The organism is Streptomyces sp. NRRL S-340 (genome assembly GCF_000720185.1).
Lineage (GTDB): Bacteria > Actinomycetota > Actinomycetes > Streptomycetales > Streptomycetaceae > Streptomyces.
On record NZ_JOIY01000068.1, the window covers coordinates 14,594 to 34,525 of the forward strand.

The window sequence follows — 19,932 nt, forward strand, 5'->3', positions numbered from 1 at the left end:
CGGTGAGCGGGCGCTATCCCATACGCATCAACTCCTCTCCTCCGTACGGGAATCGGCGAACTCCCCACCTCCTCACACCGGGACTGACATGAGACTCATGCGTTCCTTCCGCGCGGTCCTCACCGCGGCCGTCACCACGGCGGCCTCGGTCGGCCTCGCCCTGACGGGCACCGGCACGGCACAGGCGGCGACACCGCTGCCCGCCCACGTCTTCGCCCCCTACTTCGAGGCCTGGACCGGCGAGAGCCCGGCCGCCCTGGCCGCCCAGTCCGGTGCCAAACACCTGACGATGGCGTTCCTCCAGACCGCCTCCAAGGGCTCCTGCACGCCGTACTGGAACGGCGACAGCGGCATGCCGGTCTCCTCCTCGACCTTCGGCAGCGACATCAAGACGATCCAGGCCAACGGCGGGGACGTCATCCCGTCCTTCGGCGGCTACACGGCCGACACCACGGGCACCGAGATCGCCGACAGCTGCACCGACGTCCAGCAGATCGCCGCCGCGTACGAGAAGGTCATCACGACCTACGACATCTCGCGGCTCGACATGGACATCGAGGCCGACTCCATCGACAACGCCGCCGCCATCGACCGCCGCAACAAGGCGATCAAGCTGGTCCAGGACTGGGCGGCGGCCAACGGGCGCAAGGTGGAGTTCTCCTACACCGTGCCGACCACCACGCACGGCCCGGCCGACAACGGCGTCAAGCTGCTGCAGAACGCGGTGAGCAACGGCACCCGGGTCGACGTCGTCAACCTCATGACGTTCGACTACTACGACAACCAGTCCCACGACATGGCGAAGGACACCCAGACCGCCGCCCAGGGCCTGGTCGACACGCTCGCCCAGCTCTACCCGGACAAGACCTCCGCGCAGCTGTGGAGCATGGTCGGCATCACCGAGATGCCGGGCGTCGACGACTTCGGACCGGCCGAGACCTTCAGCCTGGCCAACGCCACGACGGTCTACAACTGGGCCGTCTCCAAGGGCATCAACATGCTGTCCTTCTGGGCGCTCCAGCGCGACAACGGCGGTTGCGCGGGCGGCGCCGCCGCCGACAACTGCTCGGGCATCCAGCAGAACACCTGGGACTTCTCCCACATCTTCGAGCCGTTCACCAGCGGCAGCACCGCCCCGGCCGACGACTTCTCGGTGGCGCTCGGCTCATCCTCCGGGACCGTGACGGCGGGCCAGTCCACCACCGCCACGGTGAAGACGGCCGTGACCAAGGGCAAGGCGCAGACGGTCGCCCTGAGCGTCAGCGGCGCCCCCGCGGGCGTCACCGCCTCGCTCAGCCCGGCCTCGGTCACGGCGGGCGGATCCGCGACGCTGACCCTCGCCACCACCTCGGCCGCGGTCTCGGGCACCTACACCCTCACCGTCACCGGTTCCAGCGCCTCCGGAAGCCACTCGGCGACGTACGCCCTGACCGTCACCGGCGGCAACGGCAACCAGTGCACCGCCGCCCCGTGGTCCAGGTCCGCGGTGTACACCGGCGGCCAGCAGGTCTCGTACAAGGGCCACAACTGGAAGGCCAAGTGGTGGACGACGGGCGAGGAGCCCGGCACCACCGGCGAGTGGGGCGTCTGGCAGGACCTCGGCGCCTGCTGATCCCTCCCCCGGCCCCGCACATGAGCCGAGTGGCCCGGAGTCCGCCCCCGAACGGGCGCGGCCCCCGGGCCACTCGCGCGCACCACTGCTCTCAGCAGCGCCGGGCCTGAGCGAGACCAGCACCGCCGGGCCTCCGCCGGACGAGCACCGCCGGGCCTTTGCCGGATCAGTACCGCTGGGCCTTCGTCAGGCGTGCCGTCAGCTTCTCCTCCTCCGACCGGCGGCTGAAGGCGATCGGCTGCACCTTCTTGCCCGGTTCCAGGTCCTGCGCCCCGACGTACCGGGTCTCGGCCACCTTCCCGCCGGCGTCGACGAAGTCGATCTGAACGGCGTACGACGCCTTGCGGTCGGTCTTGTTGGTGATGGTGACCAGGACGGCGAGCACCCCTCCGGTGCGGTCCTTGGGCAGTCCGGTCACACCGACCTCGGAGACGGCGTTGCCCCTGCCGTGCACGCCCTTCAGTTCCTTCTCGGCCGCCGCGGCGGAGCGGGCGGTGTCCGCCGACACCGACGCCTCGAACGCGGAGGCGCGCGCCTCGGCGGAGGACGCCGCCGCCGAGGCCGACGCGCGGGCGGAGGAGACCGCCGCCGACGCGGACGAGGCGAGCGCGGAGGGCAGCGTCCCGGCGGAGAAGGAGGCCGTGTCCGGCGTGCTCGGGGTGCGTCCGGACCCCGAGCCGTTGCCGTTGCCGCCACCGCATCCGGTCAGCGTGCCGGCCGCCAGCGTGCAGGTCAGTACGGCCACCGCCAGGGCGATGGGGCGCGGCCCGGCGAGGCCTGCGCGAGGCGGGAGATGCATGGCCCGTCCTTCGGGTGGGTGGGAGGAGTCCTGCCCTCATCGTCGGCGCAGACCACGCGGCGCGCGACCCGGCCGCCGCCGGCCCGGTGACACCCGCACCCGCCGGAGCCCACCTCTGTTCGCGGCTCTCAGTCCTTGCGGGCCACGATGACGTCCCGGTTGATCGCCTGGTCCACCCGGTGGACGAAGCCCCGGTACGCCTCGGAGTCGCGGACGGTGAACCCGTGGCCGGCGAGGATCCCGGCCAGTTGATCCCGCCCGGCCACCAGCGTGTTCCAGGAGATGCCGATGGCGCCGCCGGGCCGCAGCAGGGGCTCCCACACCGGGACGGCCGCGGCCAGCAGGTCGACGGGGCTGCGCGACAGCCGTCCCGCGTTGCCGCCGCCGTGCGGACGGCTGCCGTGCTGCACGCCGTACGGGGCGTCGGTGACGATCAGGTCGAACTCGCCGCGGCGGAAGAAATCGCCGCTTGCGAGCGTGTCCGCGTTGACCACCGTGACGTCGATGGTGCTGCCCTCGCGGTACAGCTCCTTGGACGCCCCGAGACTGACCTGCAACCGCCGTCCCAGGGTCGCCTTGTTGCGGCGGACGGTCCCGGTCTCGGCGTGGTGCTTGAGCCTGCTGTTCTTCAGCCAGGTGCGGAAGAACGCCGAGTAGGCGTCGAAGTCCTTGGGGTCGATGTCCAGCCCGCTGGCGTCCATGCCGTACATGACCGCCTGGTTGAGCGTGGTGCCGCGGCCGCACATCGGGTCGAACAGGCGCAGCCGCCCGGTCAGCAGCCCGCCCGGCGTGTCCGTCGCCAGCGCGGTCACGTTCACCAGGAGCCTGGTGAAGTCCTCGTTCGTCTTGCCCGCGTACTTCTGGATGGTGAGCAGGTCGCTGCTGAACAGGTCGAGGGGCTTCTTGACGACCGGGCGCAGCACGTCCGGCTGCTCGACGGCGAAGAGGGCGTACAGCGAGGACAGGTTCGACAGCAGGCGGACCGCGGTGTCCGACAGCGGCTCGGCGGTGAAGGTGACGTAGGGCACGCCGCCGATCTCGGTGACGGCGACGTCATGGACACCGCCGTCGATCACGGTCTCGCCGAACGCCCGGAGTTCCGCCATGGCCAGGTCGGGCGCGGAGCGGGCGTACACGCGGTTGTGCGAGGGCGAGACGAGAAACCCGTACCTGCTCATGTGCTTTCGGATCCTGCTTTCGAGTGGCTTCCGGCGACGGCCGCGGTGGTACTGACGCCCGGGGTGCGGCCCTGCTCGGAGCCGGTCGGTGACGCACCGACTTTACCCGAGCCGCCCGGGCCGGCGTGGGGGCGCCGGCCCGGGCGGACGCGGTCAGCCGCGGGGGGCGACGGCGTGCTCGAAGCGGTGGAAGGCGGTCTCCTGCCGCCACTCGAGGCGGGCCTTCAGGCTGGAGTCCAGCAGGCGGCGGCAGGCGGCGGCAGGCCGGTCGACGCCCGGCCGGGTGCCGCGGCAGGCGGCCGCGGCCACGTACCCGGAGCGTGTGGGGTTGCCCCGCCACAGGCTCGCGCCCGGTGCGAAGGCGTACTCCAGGGAGGCGCGCGCCAGGTTCTTCAGCTCCGCGTAGCCCAGCGCGTAGGTCCGGGCGGCGTACGCGTACTCGTGGGTGATGTCGATGCGGCTCACGCCGGGGTCGTCGGTGGCGAGGACGACCGGTACGCCGTAGCGGCGGTAGGTGCCGAAGGGGTGGTCGGCGCCCTTGACGCCGAGGATCTGGGCGTTGCTGGAGAAGGGCACCTCGACGGCGGTCTCCCGGGCGGCCATGGTGCGGGCGGTGCGCTGCCAGTCGTCCTCGTGGACCAGGTCGACTCCGTGGCCGATGCGTTCGGCACCGGCGACGTCCACCGCCTCCTTGATGTGGAACTTCAGGTCCTCGGGCTTGACCAGGCCCGGCCACAGTTCCCCGGCGTGGAGGGTGAGGTGCGCGTGCGGGTAGACGCCGCGCAGGTACTTGAGCATGCGCATCTGCAGGCTGTAGTTGCGCAGGGAGCTGTCCCAGTCCTCGGGCTGGACCAGGTTGACCGCGACGTAGCGGTGGTCGCGCTCGGCCAGGCGCATGCCGAGGGCCATCTGGGTGAAGACCCGCGCCGGTGAACTGCCGCGCGAGACCTGGGAGATCCAGCGTACGGTCAGCGCGCAGCCGGGCCGTGCCGCGGTGGTGCCGCAGTGCTCGGTGGTGCGGAACTCGGCGTCGGAGTCGTCGGTCTCCTTGCTCGCCTCGGCCACCAGCCGGTCGAGTCCGCCGCCCGCCGCGAGCCTGCGGTGCAGGGCGGCCAGGTCGTCGTCCCAGCCGACCTGGTCGGCGAGCTTCTTCGCGCTCTCCGAGGCGGGGGTGACCATGGTCTCCAGGTAGAACTGGTTCTGGGCGGCCGCGTGGTCGGCCACGTCGGCGAGCAGCTTGCCGCGGTGCCGCCAGGACACCTCGCCGAACTTGCCGAAGGTGTCGAAGAAGTGGTCGTGGCCGTTGCCGCCGGGCGGGAAGTCCTGCATGGACCAGGCGCGCACGATCGCGTCGCGGAAGGCCTTGTCGGTGCGGGCGTCGGCGGCGGGGCGGGTGCCCGGGCCGCAGGGCGGGGTCCTGGCCGTCATGGTCGCGGTCTCCACGCACAGCCCGTCCTCGGCGGCCAGTTCGATGAGGTACTCCGTGGTGACCGCGCCGGAGAGGTGGTTGTGCAGGTCGCCGCCCTTGGGCATGCGCTCGAAGAAGCGGCGCAGCGCCTCGGGGTCGCGCCGGATCGAGCGCAGGTACGCGTCGGTGGCGGCCTCCGCCGGGGTCGTGGGCGGCCGTACGGCCGCGGTGCCGCCGCCGGCCTGGGCGGGCAGCGGGTGGGCCACGGCGGGCGAGGCCGGGGACGCGGCGAGGGTGGACAGCGCCGTGAGGCACACGAGACCTGACGTGACCAGGCTCCTGCGTCGGCGCCCGGACCGGGTGGGTTCGGTATTCACGCCTGCATCATCACGAGCCCGGGCGGCCCGGGTCCGGCGAGCGCGCGGAGATCCACTCGACAGGGTGACGGGGCGGCGGGTGCGCGCCCTCCCGCGGCCCGCCCCTTCGGGGCGCGGACCGTACTTCCTCTGTGCGCCGTGCCGGAAGGCGTCCGCGATCGCGGTCCCCCGGCGTTGTCAGTGGTGCTCCGTAGTGTGGAACCACCATCCGAACGGACCGGATTCCCGGCCGGGTTGCGCGAGCCCGGCATGCGACGTCCACCGGCGGAGGAGGGCGTTCCGTGCTGTGCGCGGCGACCGTTCGTCACCGGTTCACGCAGGCGCCCGACGACTTGACCAGGCCGAGACACCGACAGGCACGCCTCCACGGAGGAAGCCGCTTCCCCGCAGGGCACCGCACGCGGCCCGCGGAGGAGACGAAGGGAAGGGGACCGACGCGATGAGCGCAACGGTGAAGGACCGCCTCGAGAAGCACTTCGTGAACCACGTCGCTCTCGTCATCGACAAGTCCGGTTCGATGCGGGGCCATTCGGAGCAGCTCATCCGCGTGGTGGACGAGTTCGTGAAGGGGTTGCAGGAGGAGTCCGACCGGCTCGGCCACGAGACCCGGATCAGTCTCTACGCCTTCGACCACCTGGTGGAGAACCTGGTCTGGGACATGGACGTGAAGCACCTGCCGTCCATGCGCGGCCTGTACACGGTGGAGAACGGCGCGACCGCGCTGATCCAGGCGTCCGTCAAGGCGCTGGACGACCTCGGCCACATATGGGAGGAGTACGGCGAGCACAGCTTCCTCCAGGTCGTCGTGACCGACGGCGAGGAGAACGCGTCCGGCGCGGACACCACGGGCTCGCGCCACGACCACCTTCCCGACGGCCGCGTCGTCCTCGACGCCTGGCGCGACCGGATCACCCGGAAGATGAACGGCCTCCCCGGTCACTGGACCTCGGCCATCATGGTGCCGAACTCCCTGGCCAAGCGCACCGCCCAGCAGTACGGCTTTCCGACGGGCAACATCTCGATCTGGGACGCCGACTCGGCCCAGGGCGTCGAAGAGGCGATCGGCACCGTCAAGTCGGCCGCCACGAGGTTCCTGCGCGACCGCGAGCAGGGCGTGCGCGGAACCAGGAACCTCTTCGCGGTGGGGCAGGACCTGAGCACGGGCGACGTGAAGTCCAGCCTCCGGTCCCTCGACGCCGGCAGGTACGTGCTGATCCCGGTGGACCGGCAGACGTCGATCCGTGACTTCGTCACCGGTGCCGGGCACCCGTACCGGACCGGCTGCGCCTTCTACGAGCTGTCCAAGCGGGAGAAGATCCAGGCCGGCAAGAAGATCGCCGTGGCGGAGAAGGACCCCGCCACCGGCCGGACGACCGGGAAGGTCTTCACCGGTCCCGCGGCCCGGCAGCTCCTCGGCCTGCCGCAGACGGAGGTCACGGTGACCCCCGGGAGCAACGCGGCGTACACCGTGTTCGTCCAGTCGACCTCGGTCAACCGGAAGCTGGTCCCGGGGACCAGACTGCTCGTGCTCCTGTAGGAGGCACGGATCTCCCCGGGCGGGAGGGCGCGGCCGGCGCGGGGGATCCGTGCCGGGGCGCCGTCCGGTCCGGGGGCCGCGGCCCGGGGACGGGTGGCCCGGGCGCGCGGAGGCTCCCGGCGCCGTTCACCTCCGCCGCCTCTCCGGGACCGTTCAGGCGGGCGGCGCGACCAGCAGCAGTCCCCGCACCAGAGCGGAGTCGACCGCTCGCCCCACGCGCCCTTCGCAGAGGGCTGCGCTGTAGCTGCGACGGCCCGGCAGAGGGGCGAGCCCTTCGCGGATGAAAGCCGGACGCAGGTCCTTGTCCATCGGCGTGACGAGGCTCTGGGCGACGCGTTCGAAGTTTCCGGACCAGCAGTCGAGGACGAAGGTGTCGTAGGCGCTCAGGCGCATGACCACACAGCCCCAGTCGAGCAGTCCCGGAACCGTGCGCCGCAGGAGTTCCGGGTACTCGGTGAAGTGGGCGCGCGGGTTCAGGTGGTGGATCAGGTGGTAGTTGTCGTAGAAGGCCCAGTCCGTGCCGAACGAGGGGACCTCCGTGGCGGGTTCCGCGCCCTGGGCGTGGGTGGGGTCGCCGTCCAGGGCCGCGACCAGGTGCTCCCGCGGCAGCCACAGGATGGTACTGGCCTTGGGGTGACGGGGATCGGCCGGATCGCTGAGACCGTGCCAGACGTACTGGGCCTTGGCGGTGTTGACCGCCCGGTACAGCGCCGTCCCGATCAGCCAGTAGCCGAGGAACCGGTCCATGACGACCAGGTACGCGGTGACGGCCCAGAAAGCGGTGACGCCGAGGACGAGCAGCGCTTTCCGGGAGCCTCGGCAGCGCCGGTGGAACGCGACCTTTCCCGAGGTCAGCAGGATGAAGCAGGTCTTCAGCCCGAAGACGCAGAACTCCAGCACCCTGGAACGGTCATACGGCAGAGGTGAGTGGATGTCATCGGGGCCCGCGTTCTCCGGGTGGTGGATCACGATGTGCTCGGTCGCGTAGAGCCGCGGAAGCGAGCCGATCATCGGACCCATGACCCAGTCCGAAAGAGCCCGCCAGAAGGCTGTCAGCAGGGGGCGGCCGCGAAGGTCGAGCACCTGGCAGTGCATGTCCCAGTGGAAGTACGCCTCGAAGTCGATCCACGCCGGAGCCAGGTATTTGATCAGGAACAGGAAGAGCGTGACGCAGCTCAGCAGGCCGGTGGCCGGACCGACGGTCGACGCGGCGAGGACGAGCGGCACGCAGTGGAGGAGCTGTACCCGGGCCAGGTGCTGCAGCCGGCGATCGGCGAAGCGCCGGGGCGGGGCGCCGAGCGGCGCGTAGCCCGCGGCCAGGGACCACGGCTCGAAGGCGGCGATGTAGGCCTCGCGGTGCAGGCAGACGGAGTAGACCTCCGCGAGGGCGAGCGCCGGGACGGCCAGGGCCGCCCACACCACTGCCCGCAGCGGTCCACCGCCCGGCCACGAGTGCGCGAGACCGAGAACGTACGGCGGCACGAGGGCGTAGAGCGGCAGAAGGGGAGCGAGGTACGTGGTGAGGCGCCACGGGAGGAATCTTCTGATGACCGGGGCGTGCCGACCGTAGGAGAAGCGGTCGTACCGGCCGATCAGTTCGATGAGGATCAGGAGGGGAAAGGTGACGACCACTCCGGCGCAGACCACAGCGAGCCCCGCGGCCTTCTTCACGCCCGACCCCCTGCCCGGTCCGTCCCGGCCCTTCACGGGCCGGACTCCGCGTCCCGCCCGTCCCGCTGCTCCTCCGCGGCCTGCTGCCAGTCCGCTCCTTCCTCTCGGACGGCCACCACCTGCCCGGCGAGAACATGCGATCCCGGTCCGGCGAACCACCGCGCCTCGGTCGGGTCCCACCAGCGCCCTCCGATGCGGAGCACCTCGTGGTGCACCACGTCGTCACCGATCCAGGTGCCGTCCGCGTCGGACTCCGACCACGTCGACCGCCAGTGCGCGGCGGCGCGGACGGCCGGCCGGAGCGCCGCGCGTCCCCGTGCGTACGGCACACCGGCCAGGGTGAGCAGCTCGCCCGCCAGGTCCGCGTGGACGCCGCAGTCGCCGACCAGCTCGTCCGGCTGGGCGAGCCGGCACCAGTGGACCGGCCACCGGGTGGGTCCCCAGCCGACGACCAGCGGTATCGCGGCCAGCCGGGAGCCCGTGTCGGCCCAGCGGTCGAAGCGCCGCAGGATGAAGCTCCGTGCTTCGCCGCAGCAGAGGTCGCCGTGGTGGGAGATCCGGGACAGCCCGATCGAGTCGATGCGCCGTCGGTCCCCGGGGCCGAAGACGGGTCCCGGCGAACGCCGCGGGCCGCCGCTCACGACAGTGATCCCGCGGCGCGGCCGCGCCCGAAGGGATAGGCCATGGACAGGTCGTAGGCACCGCACATGCCGAACGCCAGGAAGTCCCCCTCCGCCAGGGAACCGGCGTCCACCTGCTCGGCGAGGATGTCGTTCTCCATGCAGGACCGCCCGAGGACCCGTCCCGTTCCGCGGGCCACCGGCCGCCACTCCCCTCCGGTGAAACGGGCGACGGGATGCGCCCGGTAGCGGGCCTCCGGTATGTCGCCGAGGGCGGCGTCCACGACGACCTCCCGCCCCGGGCCGCGGCCCCTGGCCAGCAGGACCCGGGTGACGACGGCGGCCGCCGGCTGTGTGAGGAGCTTGCCCGGCTCCAGCACGAGCACGGTGTCCGGGGCCCGCAGGCGGTCCGGGACGGTCTTGAGCACGTGGTCGACGGACAGGCGCACGGCGGGCAGGTCGTCGACGTGCCATCCGCCCCCCAGGTCGACGACGGCCGGTGGATCGCCCAGCCGGTCGGCGAGCGGGCCGGCCGAGGCGAGAGCGGCGGCTGCCTCGTGCCGCCACCGGTGGGGGCCCAGCACGCTCTCCGCCTGGTGGAAATGCACGCCCCACCGGGCGTCGAGCCGTCCGCGCAGCTCGCCGACCAGCGCGGCCGTCCGGGCCAGATCGGCGCTGTTGTCGAAGGAGATCCCGAAGCGGCTGGGCACGCCGGGGGCCGACACGCGTACGCCGACGACATCCGCGGTGAGCCGCAGTCCGGCGTCCAGGGAGCGGACCAGGTGAGCGAGCTCCTCGACCGAGTCGGCGAAGAAGGCGCCGCAGCGCACCTCGGCCCGGGCGGGCCACCATTTCGCCGGTCCGTTCAGGAGGGTACGGCCGGGATCGAAGCCGTGGCCGACCGCGACGTCCAGCTCGTCCAGGGTGATCGCCTCGGCGGCCAGGCCGTGCTCGGCGGCGCGGGAGAGCAGCTCCGGATGCGGGCACGTCTTGATGCTGTGCGCGAGCACGGTGTGCGGGAGATCGGCGAAGCGCGCGCGCAGCGCCGCCACCCGCTCGTCGAAGAGCGGTGTCAGGATCTGCCGTGACGGGGTCGCCCGCTCCTCGGACGGCGCCTCCAGCACGGTCTCGTAGCGGGTCAGGGAGGGGACGTCCTCGCGGGGGCGTGGGTCCGGCGCGCGGTGTGCGGGGGTGACCGGTGCCGGCCTGCGCGCGACCGTGGGTTCGAGCAGGTTCCTGCGGCCGAGTCCGCGCATGCCCGACGGGTGCTTGGTCGCGGGGTCGATCCCGCCGCTGGGCCCCCAGGGGAAGGAGGAGATCCCCAGCTCGGAAGCTACCGCGATCTCCTCGACGACACGCGTGAAGCCGGGTGCGAGACGGCGGTCGCCGGGTCTGCCCCGCTCGGTGACCAGAGCGGCCGGCAGGTTCGCGCCGCAGGTGCTGGCGCCGTGGATCCAGGCGGGGAAGCGGGGGTTGACCTCCATGAGGACCATGTCGCCCTCCCAGGTGCGGATGGTCTCGATCTCCCCGCCGCCGTTCCACCCGACCTCGGCCGTGTAGGCGCGCAGCTTCTCCCACAGCCGCTCCGGCAGTTCGGCGATCTCCCCGGACCAGGTCTTCCCCTCCGGTGTGAGGATCGCCTTCGTCATGAGAACGGCGTCGAGGAGCACGCCGCTGCGCGCCACGAAGGCGATGCCGCATTCCTGGCCGGGCACGTGCGCCTCGAGGTGCCAGTCGCCGCCCCACTCGCGTTCGACGAAGCGCCCGGCCGCGAGTGCCTCCTCGACGCCCCGGACCCGGAACGCCTCATAGTGCTGCCCCTTGACCCAGGCGCCGTGCGGACTGTGGCGGATGAACCGCTCGACCGCGTCCCGGTCCGTGTCTGCGGAGGAATCCGGCAGGCTCAGCCCCAGAGCCTGCGCCACCGCCTTCGGTGGCTTCGTCACCGTGTCGAGCGCGCGTTTGTTCGGCGCGAGTACGCGCTCCTGCACGCCCAGGTACTGGGCGAGCAGGCGCACTTCGAGGTCGAGGGCAGGAATGAGGAACGTGTCGGGCGCCGCGACCAGTTCCGCGACCTGCTCCGTCCACGTCTCCAGATGGATCTCGTCCCACCCGGGCAGCAGCACGACCTCGTCGAGCGTCGGGTCGTGCAGTCCCGAACTGGCGGCGGAGTAGTCCAGACCGACCACCCGCACGTCCGCGTCGGCCAGCTTCAAGGACCGCGCGATTCCCAGCCCGGGCGACGGATTCGGTCCGCTGTGCATCCCACTGACGACCACCGTGATCCGCATGAACCGTCGCCCCCCAAGCCATGGCCCATCCGCCACGGCCGCATGGCTCCCGTGGCATCCCTCGGCCAGTTTCCTCCTTCTCGTGACGCTTGTCCCAGGTTCCCGCACAACGTTCCGACGGCCTGCGCCCGAAGCCGACGGACACCGCCCGGGCGCTCCTCACCCTCGGACGGCTCGGCCCCGGATGCGGACGACGACCCGGCAAGCGCGGACGCCGTCACCGGGCCCGTCCCCGGCCGACGTCACCTCTCGCCCGCGAGGTCCAGGTCGCCCTTGCTCGTCTCCGCGACGCCCCGAGCGATCCGGGGACGGCGCCACGGGTGCGCGATCGGCTGGGACACCGCCCGCCACCACGCCTCGCCCGGCAGCTCCCCCGCCGGCTCGAACGGCTCACCCGGCCGCGGGAACGCCACCGCCTGGCCGGCCTCCCCGGCCGCGTCCTTCGTCCACTCCCCCGGCTCCGCCCACGGGTGCGGCGCCAGGTTGAAGGTGCCCCAGTGGATCGGCAGCAGCACACCGCCCGGGGCGCCCCCCTGGAGGTCCAGGTGCGCCCGTACCGCTTCGGCGGGGGTCATGTGGATGTCGGGCCAGAACTCCGCGTAGGCGCCGAGCTGGATCATCGTGACGTCGAAGGGGCCGTGGTCGGCGCCGATGTCCTCGAACCCGTCGAAGTAGCCGGTGTCACCGCTGTGGTAGACGCGGTGCTCGTCGCCCGCGACGGCCCAGGAGGCCCACAGGGTGTGCTGGGTGTTGCGCAGGCCCCGGCCGCAGAAGTGCCGGGCGGGGGTCGCGGTCAGGGTGAGTCCGCCGACCTCGGTCGCCTCGTGCCAGTCCAGTTCGCGCAGGCGGCCGGCCGGGACGCCCCAGTGTTCGAGGTGGGCGCCGACGCCGAGCGGCACGGCGAAGAGGGTGTCCGTGGCCGCCAGCGCCTTGATCGTGGGCATGTCCAGGTGGTCGTAGTGGTCGTGGGAGATGACCACCACGTCGACCCGGCCGAGCGCGGCCAGCGGCAGGGGCACCGGGTGCAGCCGGCGCGGGCCCGCGAAGGGGAACGGGGAGCAGCGCTCGCCCCACACGGGGTCGAAGAGCACCCGGTGCCCGTCGATCTCCACGAGGACGCTGGAGTGCCCCAGCCACGTCACCCGCAGTCCGGTGGCCGCGGGGCGGGCCAGGTCCGCGTAGGTGGTGGCGTGCACCGGGATGTCACCCAGCGGGGAGCGGCGTACGCGCTGCTCCTTGTCGAAGTAGAGCTTGGCGAAGTCCCACGGCGAGCCCGACGGCCGCGTCCGTGCCTCGCCTCCGGGATTTTGGAAGACGCCGTCCTTGAAGTGGGGGGACCGGCGGATCCGCGCCATGCGCGCACCGCCGGGATCCACACCGAAGGCCTCGGGCCGCAGGGCACTCAGCCCGGAACTCGAGGGACGGAAGCCGGCCACGTTACCTCCAGGTGGGGTCGGTCAGGTTTTCCATTATGGAGGGCCGCCGGGCGGCGCACCGGCCGCCCGGGGGCCGGGACGGGCAGCCCGCCGGGCACACACCTTGCCCGCACGGCAAGACCCATTAGGGTGACCGCGTGGCGAGAATGCGGTTGAGCGTGGCGGAGCGGCGCGAGGAGTTGCTGCGGGCCGCCATCGGCCAGATCGAGGCACGGGGTGTGGCGGCCGTGCGGATCGCCGACGTGGCCGCGGTGCTCGGCGTGAGCAACGCGCTGGTGCTCTATCACTTCTCCACCAAGGAGAACCTCGTGGCCGCCGCGTTCGCCCGCGCGGCCGAGGACGACCTCGCGCACCTGCGCGCGCTGCTCGGCCGGCGCACCACGGCGCTGCGCCGGCTGCGCGCCGCGCTGCGCTGGTACGCGCCCACCGGCAATGCCAAGGGCTGGCGGCTGTGGATCGAGGGGTGGGCCGCGGCGCTGCGGGAGCCGGCCCTGCGAAAGGTGGCCCGTGACCTCGACCGGCAGTGGAAGGCGGCCCTCACCGAGGTCGTGGCCCAGGGGGTGGCCGCCGGCGAGTTCCGCTGCCCGGACCCCGGGGGCACGGCCCTGCGCCTGACGGCCCTGCTGGACGGCCTCGCCGTCCAGCTGACCTGCTACGGCGGTACGGTCTCCCGCAACCGCGCCCTGGAGTGGGTCGACGAGGCCCTGGCCCGCGAACTGAACGTGGAGCGGCGGGCGTTGACCACCGCGGCACGCTGACCGCCCACCGCACGCCCCGGCCCCTCCCGCCCCTGCGGACGCACAGCCCCTGACGCGGCCCGGCAGGCGCGCGCCCCCTGGAACGGCACTCCCGGGAAGCGGCCGGCGAGTCCGTCAGGCCACCGACGCGATCCGCGTCCTGATGTCGTCCGGGGACAGGGTGCCCTTGGCCGTCACGTCGTCCCCCGAGGACTGACCGCGCAGCCGGCGGCCGATCCACGGGACCAGGTACTCGCGGGCCCAGTGGACGTCGTCGCGGCGGATGTCCAGGGTGCCGCGCGGCGGCAGCGGCGGCCACGGCTGCTCCGGGTCGGCCGGGACGTCGACGCCGAGGACCTGGCCGGCCCGCAGCGCCACGCGGGTGTGCCCCTCGGGAGACAGGTGCAGCCGGTCGTGGTCCCAGGCCCGGCGGTCCTGCACGGTCTTCAGGGACCACAGGTCGAGCACCGGGCAGCCGTACCGGTCGGCGATGGCCCGCACATGCCCGTTGTACGTCGCGATCTTGCCGCGCAGATGCTTGAGCACGGGCACGCCGCGGGTGTCGAAGCCGGTGGTGACCATCACGGTCCCGGCCGCGGAGGCGAGCCGGGCGACCGCCTTCTCGAACCGCTCGGCCACGTCGTCCGGATCGGTGCCGGGACGGATGATGTCGTTGCCGCCCGCGCAGAAGGAGACCAGGTCGGGGGCCAGCTCCACGGCCCGCGGCACCTGGTCCGCCACGATCTGGTCGAGCAGCTTCCCGCGCACGGCGAGGTTCGTGTACCGGAAGTCGCCCTCGGGTCGCCGGTCGGCGAGCAGGACGGCGAACCGGTCGGCCCAGCCGACGAACGCCCCGTCGGGGCCGGGGTCGCCGACGCCTTCGGTGAAGCTGTCCCCCACCGCCACGTACGACCCGATCACTGATCTGCTGTCACTCTTCGAATCGTCTGCCACGTCGGCCCATGATTCACCTTCCGATGTGACCTACGCGACCGTAGGCAGGGGTTGACGGTCGGTGAGAAAGGCCACTTCAACATCATCTCCCGCACGGGAATACGGGCGGCGCGGGAAGCGCGCGGCGGGCCGAGGGAGGAGAACGGGGTTCTCGGCGGCGGGCACCGACGGCCCGCCCCGCACACCGTCTTCGACTTCCGCCACGCGGCCGACAAGAAGCTGGAGGGGCCGGACGTCGAGCTGCCCGGCGTGCGCAACGTGAGCATGCCGCTGAGCGACCCGGCCGACGGCGCCGAGTTCTGGAAGATGGTCCGCGACGGCGACCTCGACCAGTTGCGGGCGATCCTGGACGACGGCAAGGGCGCGGCCCGGATGATCGCCTCCTACCGCACCATCGTCACGCAGCGCACCGCCGAGCACTCCCAGGTACTGCACGCGCTCGCCGAGGACAGCCTCCCGGCCCTGATGCACTGCGCCGCGGGCAAGGACCGGGCCGGACTGTCGATCGCCGTGACGCTGCTCGCCCTGGGCGTGGAGCGGGAGGCGATCACCGCGGACTACCTGGAGTCCAACGCCCGGCACCGCCGCTACAAGGTGCGCCGCAGCGGCTCGTCCGCCTCGGCCTACTCCCCCGAGGTCATGGAACTGCTCAGCCCGCTGTTCGAGGCGCGCGTCGAGTACCTGACGGCGGCCCTGGAGACCATCGAGGAGACCTGGGGCGGGGTCGACGCCTACCTGGAGCGGGGGCTGCGGCTCGACCCCGGGACCAGGCAGCGGCTGCGGGAGCGACTGCTGGACTGAGGGCCCAGGACGGGACGGGCGTCCGGCCCGCGACGCCCGGCGCGCACGCTCGCGGTGTCGCCCGAGCTCCGCGTCCGGTGGCGTGCGGCGGGCCGCGTCACTTGGCGCCGACCTCGAACAGCAGCCAGACGAAGGCGGCGAAGAGGTGTCCGACGGCGATGTAGATGATCAGCCGGACCCAGAGGGCACGCGGGAACTTCTCCTCCATGTCGGTCATGGCATCTCTCCGGTGTGGGGGCCCAGGCACAGCGCGGCCGTGGGACTCTGCAGCAGGGTGTGGACGAAGAGCAGCTCGAGCCCGTCGGGGTCCTCGGCGGCGATGCGGTGCGGCGTCAGCGAGTCGAAGTGCGCGCTGTCCCCGGGGGCGAGCAGGTGCGTGGTGTCGCCCAGGCGCAGCCGCAGCCGCCCCTTGAGGACGTACAGCCACTCCTCGCCGGGGTGGACCCGTACGATGTCGCCCTGGGAGCCGTGCGGCACGCGCACCCGCAGGGTCTGCATGCCACGCCCGGAGGAACCGGCCTGGTAGTAGGTCCAGCCGCCGGCCCTGGTGGGTTCCATGTCCGCGCCGCGGACGATCGCGTCCCGTTCGGCGACGGTCTCGCCGAGCAGTTCCGAGACGGTCGTACCGTAGATACGGGCGAGTGCCAGCAGCATCGGGAGTGAGGGCTGGCGCTGTCCCGTCTCCAGGCGGGAGAGGTGTGCGGGCGACAGCCCGGCGGCGCCGGCCGCGGCCTCCAGGGTGAGGGAGGCTCGGCGGCGGAGCGCGCGCAGCTGGGGCGCCACGGCGGGCAGGTTCTCGGCCTGTCCCGCCGGTGGCCCGGACTCGGGAGTGCTCATGCCTCCATTCAGCCGCAGGCTTGCCCCTGGGGCAAATTTCTTGCCTCAGAGGCAAACCACAGCAGGGCGCCGCCGTTCTCCGGAGCGTCTACCGGTTGGCCACCGCCTGCTTGACCAGCGTCTTTCCGAAGTCCCACATGAGTCCGCCGCCGTGCGCGTCGTCCATCACGGCGGTGAAGGCGTCCACGAACCGGTCGACGTCCTGCTCGCCGATGATGAGCGGCGGGATCAGCTTGATCACCTCCAGGTGGTCACCGGAGACCTGGGTGAGGATCCGGTGGCGCTGGAGCAGCGGGACGACCACCATCTGCGCGAACAGGCCCTTGCGGGCCGCCTGGAGCATGGTCCACCGGCCGCGCAGCTTCAGCGACTTGGGCCTGCCGAACTCGATGCCGATCATCAGGCCCCGGCCGCGGACGTCGGCGAGCAGTTCGTACTTGTCGGTCAGCGCCGCCAGGCGGGACCTGAGCAGGTCGCCGGTGGCCCGCGCGTTGGCGACGATCTGCTCGTTCTCCATGACGGACAGGACGGCGAGGCCCGCCGCCATGGCCTGGGCGTTGGAGCCGAAGCTCGCCGAGTGCACCAGGACCCGGTCGATGGAGGAGTAGACCTTCTTGAAGATCCAGTCCTTGCCGAGGGTCGCGCTCACCGGGACGTAGCCGCCCGACAGGGCCTTGGCCACGCACACCAGGTCCGGCTCGACGCCGTCCTCGTGCTGGTAGGCGTAGAAGTCGCCGGTGCGGCCGAGGCCGGTCTGCACCTCGTCGGCGATGAGCAGGGCCTTGTGCTTGTGCAGCAGCTCCTGCGCGGCCCGCAGGTAGCCGGGCGGTGTCTCGTGCACGCCCTTGCCCTGGATCGGCTCCACGATCAGGGCGGCCACGTCGCCCTTCTTCAGCTCGCGGGCGAGCGCGTCGAGGTCGCCGAGCGGGACGGCGGTGTCGGGCAGCAGCGGGGCGAAGCCGTCCCGGAAGCCCTCCTCGCCGTTCACGGACAGCGAGCCGGTGGTCAGCCCGTGGAAGGCGTGCTCGCAGTGCAGGACGCGGGGTTTCCCGGTGGCGCGGCGGGCGAACTTGAGCGCGGTCTCCACCGCCTCGGTGCCGCTGTTGCCGAAGAACACCCGGTCCAGGTGCGGACTGTGCGTGAGCAGCCGCTCCGCCAGCAGGCCGGGCAGCGGCTGGCAGTCGAAGCGGGTGAGGTCGGCGAGCTGGGCGTCCAGCACGTCGTGCAGGGCCCTGCGGACGACGGGGTGGTGCCGGCCGAGGCCCATCACCCCGAACCCGGCGAGCATGTCCAGGTAGTCGTTGCCGTCGGCGTCCCAGAAGTGCGCGCCCTCGGCCCGTTCGTAGACCTTGTCGAAACCGATGGTGTGCAGCATGCGCGGCAGCTGGTGGTTCAGGTGCTTGCTGTGCAGCTCGTAGCGCTCGGCGCCGCGCTCGGCCAGGAGGGCGCCGAGGTCGAACTCCGTGGTCATTCAGTTTTCTCCTTGACTGCCATGACGTCCCCGGCCGCGCCGGCGGCCTCGCCGGCCGCGGCGGGTTGCTGCGCCGGTACGGTCCCGGTCACCGCCGGTACGGTCCCGGTCGTGGCCGGTACGGTCCCGGCCTGCTCCTGGGCGGCCAGGCTCGCGCTGATCCGGCCGGCCACCTCGACCGGGGTCAGCCCGATGTCGGCCAGCACCTCCGCGCGCTTGGCGTGCGCGAGGAACTGCTCCGGGATGCCGAACCGCCGCACCGGTACGTCCACTTCGGCGTCGCCCAGGGCCAGCGCCACCGCGGAGCCGACGCCTGCGGCGCGGCTGTTGTCCTCGACCACGGCCACCAGCCGGTGCCCGGCGGCCAGACCGGGCAGCGCCGGGTCGACGGGCTTGACCCAGCGCGGGTCGACGACGGTGCAGCCGATGCCGCGCGCCCGGAGCAGCTCGGCGGCCCGCAGGCACACCGGCGCCATCACGCCGACGGCCACCAGCAGCACCTCGGGCCGCTCCGCCCGGTGCAGCACGTCCATGCCGCCCACCCGGTCGACGGCCGGGATCTCCGGGCCCACCGACTCCTTCGGGAAGCGCACCAGCGTCGGCGCGTCGTCCACGGCGACCGCCTCGCGCAACTGGGCGCGCAACTGGTCGGCGTCGCGCGGCGCGGCGATCCTCAGCCCGGGCACGACCTGGAGGACGGACATGTCCCACATGCCGTTGTGGGAGGCGCCGTCCACACCGGTCACCCCGGCGCGGTCCAGCACGAAGGTGACGCCGCAGCGGTGCAGGGCCACGTCCATGAGCAGCTGGTCGAAGGCGCGGTTGAGGAAGGTGGCGTAGACGGCGACGACCGGGTGCAGGCCGCCGGTGGCCAGGCCTGCCGCCGAGACCGCGGCGTGCTGCTCGGCGATGCCGACGTCCCACACCCGGTCGGGGAACCGCTCGGCGAACTTGCCGAGGCCCACCGGGTGCAGCATGGCGGCCGTGATCGCCACGACGTCGTCGCGTTCCTCACCGATCCTGACGATCTCCTCGCCGAACACCGAGGTCCAGGACGGGCCGCCGGACGGGACGAGGGGCGCGCAGGTCAGCGGGTCCATCGCGCCGACGGTGTGGAAGTGGTCCTCCTCGTTGGCGAGGGCCGGCCCGTAGCCGCGGCCCTTCTCGGTGAGGCAGTGCACGAGGACCGGCCCGTGGAAGCGTTTGGCGCGGCGCAGCGCCGACTCCAGGGCGCGCAGGTCGTGGCCGTCGATCGGGCCGAGGTACTTCAGGCCCAGGTCCTCGAACATGCCCTGCGGCGCGAAGGCGTCCTTGAAGCCCTTCTTCGCGCCGTGCAGCGACTCGTAGAGGGTGCCGCCGACGACGGGTGTGCGCTGGAGCACGTCCTTGCCCCAGGCCAGGACCTTCTCGTAGCCGTCGGTGGTGCGCAGGGCGGCCAGGTGGTTGGCGAGGCCGCCGATGGTCGGCGCGTAGGAGCGCTCGTTGTCGTTGACGACGATGATCAGCGGCCGGTCGCGGGCGGCGGCGATGTTGTTGAGCGCCTCCCAGGCCATGCCGCCGGTCAGCGCGCCGTCCCCGATGACGGCGACGACATGCCCCTCGCCGCCTCGTACCTGCCGCGCCTTGGCGAGGCCGTCGGCCCAGCCGAGCGCGGTGGAGGCGTGGCTGTTCTCGATGACGTCGTGCTCGGACTCCTCGCGGGAGGGGTACCCGGACAGGCCGCCCTTGCTCCGCAGCTTGGAGAAGTCCTGACGCCCCGTCAGCATCTTGTGGACGTAACTCTGGTGGCCGGTGTCCCACAGGATGCGGTCCACCGGTGAATCGAAGACCCGGTGCAGGGCGACGGTGAGTTCCACCACCCCCAGGTTGGGCCCGAGATGACCGCCGGTCCTGGCCACCGCCTGCACCAGGAAGTCACGTATCTCCTCGGACAGTTCGCCGAGTTCCGCCTCGGACAGCGCCTTCAGGTCGCGTGGTCCCCGGATGTTCTCCAGAATGGTCACGCTCGGCCCCCTCTCGGTCCGTGCCGTACGTCAACTCACCGTCACGGTCGGTGTTCCCGTGGCGGCGGGGGCGTCTGCCGCGACGCCGTCCTCCTCCATCCGCTCGGCGAGCTTCATCGCCTCTTCGATCAGGGTCTCCACGATCTTCGACTCGGGCACCGTCTTGATGACCTCGCCCTTGACGAAGATCTGCCCCTTGC

At 72.2% G+C, this 19,932-nt stretch carries 16 protein-coding genes and 1 pseudogene; 4 read left to right on the top strand and 13 right to left on the bottom strand.

The window, feature by feature from the left end:
* The first annotated feature begins 88 nt into the window (after positions 1 to 88).
* Positions 89 to 1,612: a chitinase gene (locus IG64_RS35145; protein ID WP_037864042.1), complete on the top strand. Its 1,524-nt coding sequence runs from the start codon at positions 89 to 91 to the stop codon at positions 1,610 to 1,612.
* Positions 1,613 to 1,778: 166 nt separating this feature from the next.
* On the opposite strand, the gene IG64_RS35150 is transcribed toward IG64_RS35145, so the two are convergent.
* The 3 genes from IG64_RS35150 to IG64_RS35160 form a co-directional block, all read right to left on the bottom strand.
* On the bottom strand, positions 1,779 to 2,411 hold the full coding sequence (locus IG64_RS35150) for a hypothetical protein (RefSeq protein ID WP_037864045.1): 633 nt from the start codon (positions 2,409 to 2,411) through the stop codon (positions 1,779 to 1,781).
* Positions 2,412 to 2,539: 128 nt separating this feature from the next.
* Positions 2,540 to 3,589: a TRM11 family SAM-dependent methyltransferase gene (locus IG64_RS35155; protein ID WP_037864047.1), complete on the bottom strand. Its 1,050-nt coding sequence runs from the start codon at positions 3,587 to 3,589 to the stop codon at positions 2,540 to 2,542.
* A gap of 153 nt (positions 3,590 to 3,742) precedes the next feature.
* On the bottom strand, positions 3,743 to 5,374 hold the full coding sequence (locus IG64_RS35160; protein ID WP_037864049.1) for an adenosine deaminase family protein: 1,632 nt from the start codon (positions 5,372 to 5,374) through the stop codon (positions 3,743 to 3,745).
* 439 nt (positions 5,375 to 5,813) lie between these two features.
* Here IG64_RS35160 and IG64_RS35165 point away from each other — a divergent pair, with 439 nt between their 5' ends.
* Positions 5,814 to 6,911, top strand: a complete 1,098-nt coding sequence (locus tag IG64_RS35165; RefSeq protein WP_037864052.1) for a vWA domain-containing protein — start codon at positions 5,814 to 5,816, stop codon at positions 6,909 to 6,911.
* 153 nt (positions 6,912 to 7,064) lie between these two features.
* Here the strand turns inward: IG64_RS35165 and IG64_RS40885 are convergent, their stop codons facing one another.
* From IG64_RS40885 to IG64_RS35185, 4 genes are all read right to left on the bottom strand, one after another.
* Positions 7,065 to 8,582 (bottom strand): fatty acid desaturase, encoded by a 1,518-nt coding sequence (locus tag IG64_RS40885; RefSeq protein ID WP_158771728.1) that lies wholly within the window; start codon positions 8,580 to 8,582, stop codon positions 7,065 to 7,067.
* A gap of 32 nt (positions 8,583 to 8,614) precedes the next feature.
* Positions 8,615 to 9,223 (bottom strand): hypothetical protein, encoded by a 609-nt coding sequence (locus tag IG64_RS35175; protein ID WP_037864066.1) that lies wholly within the window; start codon positions 9,221 to 9,223, stop codon positions 8,615 to 8,617.
* A complete protein-coding gene (locus tag IG64_RS35180) occupies positions 9,220 to 11,418 on the bottom strand; it encodes a hypothetical protein (protein WP_037864068.1) in 2,199 nt (732 codons plus the stop codon). The genes IG64_RS35175 and IG64_RS35180 overlap by 4 nt, the downstream gene beginning before the upstream one ends.
* A 317-nt stretch (positions 11,419 to 11,735) precedes the next feature.
* Positions 11,736 to 12,929: an MBL fold metallo-hydrolase gene (locus IG64_RS35185; RefSeq protein ID WP_037864070.1), complete on the bottom strand. Its 1,194-nt coding sequence runs from the start codon at positions 12,927 to 12,929 to the stop codon at positions 11,736 to 11,738.
* A gap of 146 nt (positions 12,930 to 13,075) precedes the next feature.
* Here IG64_RS35185 and IG64_RS35190 point away from each other — a divergent pair, with 146 nt between their 5' ends.
* Positions 13,076 to 13,687 carry a TetR family transcriptional regulator C-terminal domain-containing protein gene (locus IG64_RS35190; protein ID WP_078884395.1) on the top strand — a complete coding sequence of 204 codons (612 nt, stop codon included), beginning with the start codon at positions 13,076 to 13,078 and terminating at the stop codon, positions 13,685 to 13,687.
* A 114-nt stretch (positions 13,688 to 13,801) separates the two neighbouring features.
* On the opposite strand, the gene IG64_RS35195 is transcribed toward IG64_RS35190, so the two are convergent.
* Positions 13,802 to 14,587 carry an SGNH/GDSL hydrolase family protein gene (locus IG64_RS35195; protein WP_037864073.1) on the bottom strand — a complete coding sequence of 262 codons (786 nt, stop codon included), beginning with the start codon at positions 14,585 to 14,587 and terminating at the stop codon, positions 13,802 to 13,804.
* 84 nt (positions 14,588 to 14,671) lie between these two features.
* On the opposite strand from IG64_RS35195, the gene IG64_RS35200 reads away from it, so the two are divergent.
* Entirely contained in the window at positions 14,672 to 15,421 is a 750-nt protein-coding gene (locus IG64_RS35200; protein ID WP_078884396.1) for a tyrosine-protein phosphatase, read from the top strand.
* Positions 15,422 to 15,518: 97 nt separating this feature from the next.
* Here the strand turns inward: IG64_RS35200 and IG64_RS35205 are convergent, their stop codons facing one another.
* The 5 genes and pseudogenes from IG64_RS35205 to IG64_RS39740 form a co-directional block, all read right to left on the bottom strand.
* The gene (locus IG64_RS35205; protein ID WP_037864074.1) at positions 15,519 to 15,638 is read right to left on the bottom strand and encodes a DUF6126 family protein; all 120 of its coding nucleotides are present in this window, start codon (positions 15,636 to 15,638) and stop codon (positions 15,519 to 15,521) included.
* A complete protein-coding gene (locus IG64_RS35210; RefSeq protein WP_037864076.1) occupies positions 15,635 to 16,258 on the bottom strand; it encodes a helix-turn-helix domain-containing protein in 624 nt (207 codons plus the stop codon). The genes IG64_RS35205 and IG64_RS35210 overlap by 4 nt, the downstream gene beginning before the upstream one ends.
* A gap of 88 nt (positions 16,259 to 16,346) precedes the next feature.
* Complete coding sequence (locus IG64_RS35215) at positions 16,347 to 17,729, bottom strand: aspartate aminotransferase family protein (protein ID WP_037864078.1); 1,383 nt, start codon at positions 17,727 to 17,729, stop codon at positions 16,347 to 16,349.
* Positions 17,726 to 19,732: a 1-deoxy-D-xylulose-5-phosphate synthase gene (gene dxs / locus IG64_RS35220; protein ID WP_037864080.1), complete on the bottom strand. Its 2,007-nt coding sequence runs from the start codon at positions 19,730 to 19,732 to the stop codon at positions 17,726 to 17,728. Before dxs ends, IG64_RS35215 begins: the two co-directional genes overlap by 4 nt.
* 30 nt (positions 19,733 to 19,762) lie before the next feature.
* Positions 19,763 to 19,932 (bottom strand): annotated as a pseudogene (locus IG64_RS39740) (4-hydroxy-3-methylbut-2-en-1-yl diphosphate synthase); the annotation flags it as partial.

Bases quoted from the DNA above. Each gene is read 5' to 3' on its own strand.
- IG64_RS35190 (WP_078884395.1), top strand. From the start codon at position 13,076: ATGCGGTTGAGCGTGGCGGAGCGGCGCGAGGAGTTGCTGCGGGCCGCC.
- IG64_RS35215 (WP_037864078.1), bottom strand. From the start codon at position 17,729: ATGACCACGGAGTTCGACCTCGGCGCCCTCCTGGCCGAGCGCGGCGCC.
- IG64_RS35150 (WP_037864045.1), bottom strand. From the start codon at position 2,411: ATGCATCTCCCGCCTCGCGCAGGCCTCGCCGGGCCGCGCCCCATCGCC.
- IG64_RS35155 (WP_037864047.1), bottom strand. From the start codon at position 3,589: ATGAGCAGGTACGGGTTTCTCGTCTCGCCCTCGCACAACCGCGTGTAC.
- IG64_RS35145 (WP_037864042.1), top strand. From the start codon at position 89: ATGAGACTCATGCGTTCCTTCCGCGCGGTCCTCACCGCGGCCGTCACC.
- IG64_RS35205 (WP_037864074.1), bottom strand. From the start codon at position 15,638: ATGACCGACATGGAGGAGAAGTTCCCGCGTGCCCTCTGGGTCCGGCTG.
- IG64_RS35165 (WP_037864052.1), top strand. From the start codon at position 5,814: ATGAGCGCAACGGTGAAGGACCGCCTCGAGAAGCACTTCGTGAACCAC.
- IG64_RS35210 (WP_037864076.1), bottom strand. From the start codon at position 16,258: ATGAGCACTCCCGAGTCCGGGCCACCGGCGGGACAGGCCGAGAACCTG.